This window comes from Candidatus Omnitrophota bacterium (assembly GCA_040755155.1).
In the GTDB taxonomy this organism is placed as follows: Bacteria; Hinthialibacterota; Hinthialibacteria; order Hinthialibacterales; family Hinthialibacteraceae; genus JBFMBP01.
Genome location: JBFMBP010000033.1, coordinates 21352 through 28306, shown reverse-complemented (window position 1 = coordinate 28306; position 6955 = coordinate 21352). Strand labels below are relative to the sequence as shown.

Genomic DNA, 6955 nt, shown 5'->3' with positions numbered 1-6955 from the left:
ATATGCTGGTAGTGGGTTTGGTCGGCTGGGGTCCCAATCTTCATCCTACGAGTTTGACGCCGGACGAACAATATACGCATATCAGCCTTTGGTGCCTGTTGTCCGCCCCGCTGCTCATCGGCTGCGATATGACGCAATTCGACGAATTCACCTTGAATTTACTGACCAACGACGAAGTGCTCGCCGTGGATCAAGATCCGCTGGGCAAGCAGGCAACCTGCGTCGCGAAGAAAAATCGCCATCAAGTTTGGGCGAAAGCAATGGAAGACGGCTCGCTCGCCGTAGGACTGTTCAATTTGGATTATACCTTCCTGCCCGCGGCGGACGTAACCGCCGATTGGAAGGATTTGGGGATCAAAGGCCAATACCGAGTTCGCGATCTCTGGCGGCAGAAGGATGTCGGAACTTTCAAAAACGCCTACACAGCGAAAGTCAATCCGCACGGCGCGGCGCTGGTGCAGTTGTTTCCTGTGAAGGAGTGAGGGTGGATTAATAAGAGTAAGTTAAAAATAGGGGCGTAGGGCAATATGGCCTTACGCCCCTATTTGAATTAAGTAAATCGAATAGCAGGATGAGTCTCTTTATTTGATCCATCAATTACTCTGACAGTGGTTTAAAATATCCTTAAGGCTCATGGCATGAAACCTGATTGAGAAATCCGCGCTTAATAATTCCGGTTCCATCTTTCCCTTGCTCGCATTTTTTCGGTTGACCGGAACGATCGGTCTCCAGATAGATTCCTTTCATATAATAATGCAAATTTTCCGGCGACGAAAATCGATAAAGGGGAATCGATTCCATCCGAAAATCATCTTTCTTGACGGATGGCTCCAATGGAATGCCTGCCTGCAATCCCATAACCATAGGAAATTTCTTTACTACTTCTCCATAGTCGCTCAAAGAATAATCAAGATATCGCGTGTAAGCTGTTCTTCCATCGCCTAACGTTACAGCCGCAAAGCCTGGTCCTTCAACGCCGAAATCCCATAGTCTCCCCGTCTCGATCAACGGCTCCTGTTGTTCGTCGTTCGGGCCATTGTAATAAGGTCCATTGATGATCAGATGGGAGGGCGTATTTGGGGGAATGCTTGAGAGCAACTGATAGCCTTGCAATAAAAAGCCAACTCCTCCATCTCCAGGCATCGAGAAAGTCGGCAGACCGCATTTCTCTGTCTCTCCAAAAAAGGCAACGTCCACCGGTTTCAATCCCTCAGAATTCGGAAAACAGGCGAGTAGAATTTGTCCTATTCCATTATCTTGAGATAAATGATCAAAGGCGGTAATCATTCCATCCGGCGAGATTTCAATCCGAATGGCATCGCTTGGAACTTGAATGGCCGGTTGAAGTAGAAATCCGGATTTATTAACGATATTACCGGTTTTATCCAACGTTAAATTGGAAATCCGGCTGTAGAGCGTCGTTTTGTTTGGACCGCTAAAACAAAAATAGCCTCTTCCGGCGATAGCCACATCGTATGGACGATCCGTTTTGACAAGCGCGCCCGGCAAGTAATCGGGATGATGTTGCCGTACCCGTTGAAGTTTCAACATATTGGGAACTTGCGCTGTTAGAGCAATGCCCATCAATAAACCCGCGCCAAACAACATTATGGATCGTATTTTCCGTTTGTTAGTCATAATGAATTACTCATAAAAAAGATGGGGCGAAAAACTCGCCCCATCCGGCATTCATTCATTATTCATTACTCAGCGTTCATCAGTTTAAAAGGCTCAAACAACCCATACTCCACAACGCTGTATTCGCTGCCGTTGGGCTGTCCGCCTTTGGGGCCGTTGCGAAACATTCCCGGCCAGGCCGAACCGAGGGGCTGGTTGTTGTGATGGGGGCCGAGCGTGTTTTTCAGGGTTCCGAAGACGGTTACTTCCACTCTATTCTCTCCCTCGCGGATAAAGGACGTAACGTCGATCTCCCACGGTTGCGAGCCGATATAGCCCGCCAACTCGCCGTTTACGCAGACTTTCGCCGCGCTGCCATACCATTTGCCCAGCGAGACGGTATACCCGCCCTCTTTCTTCTCCACGGGGAAGTTTTCCCGGTAAACCACGCCCGAAGCGTAGAACGGCATTCCTTGCTTCGACCAGGCGCCCAGCGAAAGCGCCGTTTCAGGGAGGATTGCGAAACCGGGATCGACGGCGGCGAGCCGGAAATCGCCTAGGATGTAGATCGATTCCAACTCGTGATAGATGGTCATCGGCTGCGCTTTTAAAGTAATGAAATTGGCGCCTGTCTGCGCCGCCGCATGAATATCGATCTTTCCGAACTGGACGTCCAGATGCCATGCGCCCGGCGTCGCTTTCACGGTTTTGCCGTTGCATTGGATTTCATACAAATCGGGACGCTCGACAACCAACCATAGATTTTGCGGAACCTGGCCGTCGATGGTAAAGGCGTATTCGGCGGTAAAACCGGATTCAGGCGGAAACGTCTTGGTAATGAGTTGATCCTTAAATTGAACCGAACTGTCCCAAGGATTCTGCGGCATCCCGTTCTTTTGGAAAACGAATTGCTGCGCCTGATAGAAATACGATTTCTCCAATTTTTCGCCTGCGGCGGAAACAGAGCAATAATCCACGGTCAAGACGTTCGGCTCCGCCCGGAGGACGCTGACGGGGCCGATGGGCGCAATGGCCGCGCGAGGCTTCTGTTCCACGCAAACCGGCGATCTTTTTTCGTTGGAAATGAAGAGCAGCAAGCTTCCGGCGGGCGGCAAATCGAAGGAGCATTGAATCTTGCCCTCTTCTTGAGTATAGAAATAGTTCTCGTTCTTTCCCGAATCCAGATTCAACTTTTCCACTTTGCCGCCAGGAATCGTGAAGGTTCCTGCGCTGTTTCCGTCCAAGCTGGTATTGACCAGGAACAAAATCCGCCCGTCTTCGCAAACGCGCCGTTGATGGAAAAGAATTCCTTTATGTTCTTGATCGCGAGTAAAGACCGGCGCGTCCGGCGTCTCCTCTCGCAGATGCCTCGCGAGTTCGCCGCGCTCCATTTTCAGCCATTTGCCGTTTCGTTGCGATAGTTTCTTTCCTGCATCCGACGGCGAACCATAAACCAAAGTTGGCGGCTCATTTCCCAATAAAATCAATTTCCCGCCGCACGATTGCAATAGTTCCAACGTTTTGCCGTTGATATTTTCCATTCCTTCCGGGATCACAACGAGAGAGTACAGCCGTTGGCCGACGCGAAGGCCATTATTCTCGGATGCGCCGTAACGCTCGATCAAATCCTCGCTGCCGATATCGTATTCGATCTGTTCGTCTTCCAATAAATTGACTAGAGATTGGAACTGATCGCCCAATTCTTTGAGTGCGGGATCGTTGAAGGAAGGCGTCTGCAAAATCCATGAGGTCGTTGTCGGTTCGATAAGCAAAATTTTATTGATTTGATCGCCGCTCGACAGCGCCAGGGACAAACGCGCGAAATAATCGGCGGAGATATTGTAGGCTTCCCACCAAGGTTCATGATAGGAAAAAGACTGGGGATGATCGCGCTTTCGCGCCCCGCGCAGGGTGGAGTAAGTCAGATGCTGATTGTTCAGATTGACGCCAAGTACATAAAGAAAATCCCCGATTCGCTTCATATCTTCGAAACGCAGGTCCCAACCGCCCGCCCCATAGGTTTCGCAGAGTTTGCGATTGCGCCCCAGTTGGTTGGCGACGCTCGCCAGCTCCTTAACCGAGCGCGCGTTGCCGAACTGGGAGTGGACGTCTTCGCGGTATTGATTCATTAGGCAATCGATAGCGGGAACCTGATGCCATTGATAGAGTGACATGTTGTCGGGGACGGATATATTATGAGGCCAGTCGTGTTCCCAATAGTGTCCCGTAAACGCCAGGTTGTTCTTCTCGCAGAATTCCGAATACGGCTTTCCCCAATGCAGGTTGAATTGATCCAAAATCGTATAGTAATAATTATGGCGGACTTTTTTCCAATCTCCCGTCTTGAGGTAGAGAGACGCCAGGTTGTCGAGCAGGGAATAGCCCCATCGTTCTTGAAAACGCTGCGGCAGATCGTCCGTCCAGGGACATCCACCGGCGGGACGGATATGCGGCTCGTCGGTGAAGCTGCCGAGAATCATCTTTCCGAATTGATCTCCAAAATGTTTGCGGTATGGCTCAAGCGTTATTTCCAGGAACGATTCCGTTACTCCCGGCTTCATCAAGTCCACGTAGGAATATCCTCCGTACCAGGGAGAATTCCCGGCTCGATTCGTCGAAAAAACGGCGAATTGGCCTTTGAGCGGCTCCTGCGCCTGCTTGGCTTTATCCGTTATATTTACCGCGCCCGAATCCTTCAATTCGAAGACGGCGATAAGATTCTTGGGGGCATTGTTGGGATCGAAAACATCTGCCTGCGCCATTTGCAGCCCTTGCCCGGAATAGTCCGGATTTTTCGCGGGAACGAAACCGCCGGCGAATCCGGACGGATAAGAGTTTTCGTCGTAAATCCAAACCAGCATCCCCCGCTTCTCCGCTTCCCGGATGGTGACGGCGAACAAATCAAACCATTCGTCCGATAGATACGGCGTCATCAATCCCGGCCGGGGATGGACGAAGACTTGCAACACTCCCTGCTGCTTCAGCGATTCCAAATCGCGAATGACGATCTCTTCCGTCATGCGATCGTTCCACACCCAGAGCGGTCCCGTCCCGAATACGGCGGGGGGATGAGAGAAGGCGTTCAGGATCTGCTCCCGCTGCATGGGGTGAATATCGAGCGGATTCCCCGTTGAAGCTCCGATGACGGCGGCGAGAAAAATCGTAACGATGCTCATAATGCGACTCCTTATTTTTTGCGTGGACTTTTTAGGAAATGGCGGATATCGAGACGGATTAGAACGTTTCAAGATTGCATAGATAGGCTGGATCGTTTAAAGAGATGCGGAGGCCAATGTCATTTTTTGCGCGTCGCCATTGTCTGGATATCCAGGATGAAAGGATGACCAGGATATTTTATAACCTGTGAATCCTGTGAATCCTGGCCATCCTGATTCTGACGATTTGAGAACAACATCTACCCAATCCTTAAACGCTCTAACCTATAATTTCCTCCCGGACGCAACGATTTCCCGAACGGCATACGCCGCGTCCTTAAAACAAACCATAATTCGAAACGAATCGCAAGGGGATCAAATATTCGCTCGCCGCAATACCATTTCCGCTTCTTCCAGAACCATGCGGTTGGACGGATCCGAAGCCGTCCAACGGCGCATGGCCTCCAACGCTTTTTCCGCTTCCTGAAAATGCCGGGATTCGACGAGCGAACGGATCAGCATGAAATACCCCGTGGCGACGCTGCCGTGAAGCAAGGGGAAAAAATACTCCACCGTCGAGGGTTTGCAAAGGCTGTCCAGTTGTTGGCGGGAAAAATAGAGAGTCCGCAAGATGATTTCGTTGCCTTTGTAGAGAGGAATGATTTTTTCGAAAAGGGGAAGCAATTCCTCTATCAGTTTCTTGGATCGCCGCAATTGGCGCGGCAAATCTTTTTTGGCGCCTTTGAGGATTTGATCGTCGAGGCGGTTCAGCGATTTTAAGGGAGTCCCGTTTTCCGGTTCGACGTAATTGGAATAAATTTCCAACAGCCGGATATTGTCGCGCGCCTTATCCAGTTCATGCCACAGCGTTCCCAGGATTTTATCGAAGAGACGCTGGTTGTTATGATCGCTTTGCCGCTTGTTCTGAGGACGGTAAAGAATGTGGGAGAGGTCTTTCAATTCGCGGAAGTTGGTCTCTAAAAGTTTATCGATGATTTCATGCGAAATATCTCCCTTTTTCTCGAACCGATCGATAAGGTCCAACAACTGGCGGCGGGTGCGATAAAATCCTTTAATGAATCGCACGCGCTGATGGTTGCGCCAACTCGTTTTGGGATCATGGACTAAGCGGGTCATGATTTTTTTCGATCAACTCCTTTACGGCGGAGTAAACGGCGTTGGGACTCAAAAGTTTCATGCATAAAGGGTCTTTATCGCATCTCGTCCGATAGCATCCCAGGCAATCGATATCTCCCATTAGGATAATGCCCTGTCCATAAAGTTCCAGCTCCGCCGCCGATGTGGGACCAACCAGGCATACGACTTTCTTGCCTAATCCCAGAGCGGCGTGCAAAGCCAGCGTATCTCCCGTGACGACTACATCGCACAAATCGAGGACAGGGAAAAAATCCAGCACGGAAGCGCGCAGCCCGGCGTCCACAAACGGAACCGTCATAGCCGCCATAACTTCCCTGGCTCGCGCCGCATCCGCCGGGCCGTAGAGGATCATGATGCGTCCGTCCAGTTCTTCGCGCAGGAGTTCCCCCAGCCGGACGAAACCTTCCACCGTCCATTTTTTATGCTGCCAGCGGTCGCCCGCGCCGACGTTGAAGCCAATGAGCGGACGGCTACGATCCAGGCCATGCGCATAGGCGAATAACCGCGCCTTCTCTTGTTTTTCCGGCAGGCGCGTTGCGAGGATGGGGTGATTGACTTCCGGCGCGCCCAGGATTCGCCGCATATGCGCTTGGTAGGTAAGGCGATTAGCCTTCTTCTTGTCGTCCCATAGGCTCATCTCTAGCCATGTTTCCGCCTCAGGATTCAAAGCGATGGCCGCGCCGTCTCGTTGGCGTCCAAATCCTTTATACATTTCCGCCTGAGCGCGCGCCGCCAAAGCGGTAGCCTCCACCGCTAGATCGAAATTGATGCAGAGATTGTATCTTTCGTGATCGAGAATCGCCATCGTTTCATACGTAAACGGCAGCGGACGGTCGATGACGCTGATATGCCGGATGAGCGAAAAACTCCTGCGCCCGCATATCCATGTAATGTGGGAGCGGGGATAAAGTTCCTTGATCGAACCCAAGAGAGCCGTCGTACGCAGAACGTCGCCCGCCGCACCAAGTTTGATGACGAGAATCCGCGTCTCCGCCGGATCGTAATGGGGGCAGTTCTCGCAGAAT

Annotated in this window: 5 protein-coding genes; 1 reads left to right on the top strand and 4 read right to left on the bottom strand. The window is 51.3% G+C overall.

Features of this window, described 5'->3' with window-relative positions; translation table 11 throughout:
* Window positions 1-482 (top strand): alpha-galactosidase (locus AB1656_04080; GenBank protein ID MEW6234541.1); only part of this gene is annotated, 482 nt, incomplete at its 5' end.
* 142 nt (window positions 483-624) lie between these two features.
* On the opposite strand, the gene AB1656_04075 is transcribed toward AB1656_04080, so the two are convergent.
* The 4 genes from AB1656_04075 to AB1656_04060 all read right to left on the bottom strand — a co-directional run bounded on the left by AB1656_04075 (window position 625) and on the right by AB1656_04060 (window position 6858).
* Window positions 625-1638: a hypothetical protein gene (locus AB1656_04075; protein MEW6234540.1), complete on the bottom strand. Its 1014-nt coding sequence runs from the start codon at window positions 1636-1638 to the stop codon at window positions 625-627.
* A gap of 65 nt (window positions 1639-1703) precedes the next feature.
* Window positions 1704-4793, bottom strand: a complete 3090-nt coding sequence (locus AB1656_04070) for a glycosyl hydrolase (protein ID MEW6234539.1) — start codon at window positions 4791-4793, stop codon at window positions 1704-1706.
* Between the two features lie 354 nt (window positions 4794-5147).
* A complete protein-coding gene (locus AB1656_04065; GenBank protein ID MEW6234538.1) occupies window positions 5148-5909 on the bottom strand; it encodes a hypothetical protein in 762 nt (253 codons plus the stop codon).
* The gene (locus tag AB1656_04060) at window positions 5890-6858 is read right to left on the bottom strand and encodes a glycosyltransferase family 9 protein (protein MEW6234537.1); all 969 of its coding nucleotides are present in this window, start codon (window positions 6856-6858) and stop codon (window positions 5890-5892) included. The genes AB1656_04065 and AB1656_04060 overlap by 20 nt, the downstream gene beginning before the upstream one ends.
* Window positions 6859-6955: the final 97 nt, after the last annotated feature.

Excerpts from the sequence above, each read along its gene's own strand:
- AB1656_04075 (MEW6234540.1), bottom strand. The coding sequence starts at position 1,638 with ATGACTAACAAACGGAAAATACGATCCATAATGTTGTTTGGCGCGGGT.
- AB1656_04070 (MEW6234539.1), bottom strand. The coding sequence starts at position 4,793 with ATGAGCATCGTTACGATTTTTCTCGCCGCCGTCATCGGAGCTTCAACG.
- AB1656_04065 (MEW6234538.1), bottom strand. The coding sequence starts at position 5,909 with ATGACCCGCTTAGTCCATGATCCCAAAACGAGTTGGCGCAACCATCAG.